This window comes from Cupriavidus sp. HPC(L) (assembly GCF_000307735.3).
Lineage (GTDB): Bacteria > Pseudomonadota > Gammaproteobacteria > Burkholderiales > Burkholderiaceae > Cupriavidus.
This window is the reverse complement of record NZ_AMPR02000369.1, coordinates 1-1,557: the sequence shown is the minus strand read 5'-3', so window position 1 is coordinate 1,557 and position 1,557 is coordinate 1. Positions and strand designations below refer to the sequence as shown.

General features: G+C 70.5%; 1 protein-coding gene. It reads left to right on the top strand.

All coding sequences use genetic code 11. The features are described from left to right. On the top strand, window positions 1-1,472 hold a 1,472-nt coding region (gene bcsB, locus B551_RS17995), incomplete at its 5' end, for a cellulose biosynthesis cyclic di-GMP-binding regulatory protein BcsB (RefSeq protein WP_023264707.1). Window positions 1,473-1,557 lie beyond the last annotated feature (85 nt).

Genomic DNA, 1,557 nt, shown 5'->3' with positions numbered 1-1,557 from the left:
TGGGACTGCGCGAGATCGCCGGCCCGACGGTCACGGTGATGCCCAATCCGAACAGTCCCGACCACAAGCTGCTGGTGGTCGCCGGCCGCAATGCCGAGGAGCTGACGACCGCGGCCAACGCGCTGGTGCTCGGCAAGGCCGCGATGTCGGGCCGCCAGGCGTCGATCCAGAGCGTCGACCTGGGGCCGCCGCGCGCCCCCTATGACGCGCCGAACTGGGCGCCGGTCGATCGTCCGGTGCTGTTCCGCGAGCTCGTCACCGATCCGCAGCAGCTGCAGGTGTCGGGCAACGACCCGCAGGCGATCCGCGTCAACCTGCGCGTGCCGGCCGACCTGTACGGCTGGAACCAGCGCAGCGTGCCGCTGAACCTCAAATACCGCTATACCGCGCCGTCGACGTACAACGACTCGGTGCTGAACGTCGATATCAACGAGCAGCTGGTGCGCTCGTATCGCTTGCGGCCGCTGTCGGGCAGCGACGACGAGAATCTGGTCAGCGTGCCGCTGCTGTCGGGCAGCGACGCGGTGGTCTCCAACGCGATCCGCGTGCCGGCCTTCCGCGTCGGCAGCGACAACCAGATGCAGTTCCGCTTCCATCTGGACTCGCAGAAGACCGGCCTGTGCGCGTCGACGCCGGCCAAGGTCGCACGCGCGGCGATCGATCCGGACTCGACCATCGACTTCAGCGGCTTCGCGCACTATGCCGCGATGCCGAACCTGGCCTTCTTCGCCAACAGCGGTTATCCGTTCACGCGGCTGGCCGATCTGGCCGACACCGCGGTGGTGCTGCCAGACGCGCCGCGCGCGATCGACCAGGAAGCCCTGCTGACGCTGCTCGGCCATATGGGCCGCTGGACCGGGCTGCCGGCGCTGCGCGTCACGGTGGTGCCTGCCAGGGACGTCGAATCGGTCGGCCAGCGCAATCTGCTGATCGTCGGCAACGGCAGCGCCGGCGAACTGCTGGCGCGCTGGGGCAAGTCGCTGCCGCTGATGATCGCGCGCGGCAAGACCGAGATGGCGCTGCGCGACCAGCGCGCCAGCGCATGGTCGAACTGGCTCAGCGACAGCGAACCCGAGGCGATGACGCCGGCTGGGCGCGCGATCCTGTCGGCCGGCGGTCCGCTGGCCGCGCTGGTCGGCTTCGAATCGCCTTTTCGCGAACGGCACAGCGTGGTCGCGGTGACCGCGACCGAGGCCGACCGGCTCGGCGATGTGCTCGATGCCCTCGACGATCCGGCCAAGGTCGCGCAGATCCGCGGCGACCTGACCGTGGTGCGTGCGAAGGAAGTCGAAGGCCTGCGGCTCGGCGAGCGCTATTTCGTCGGCGATTTCCCCTGGTATGCGCGGGTCTGGGTGCGGGTGTCCTCGCACCCGGTCTTCCTCGGCATCGCCGGCATCCTGGCCGGCCTCGCGGTGGCGCTGAGCGCGTTCTGGGCGCTGTCCCGGCTGGCCGCGCGGCGCAACGGGGGCTGAGATGGCGAGGTTCGCGATGGCGGGGTTCGCGATGGCTGCGTGCCTGCGCGGCAACCTCCGCCGGCTCGCGGCGGCTTCGCGCGCG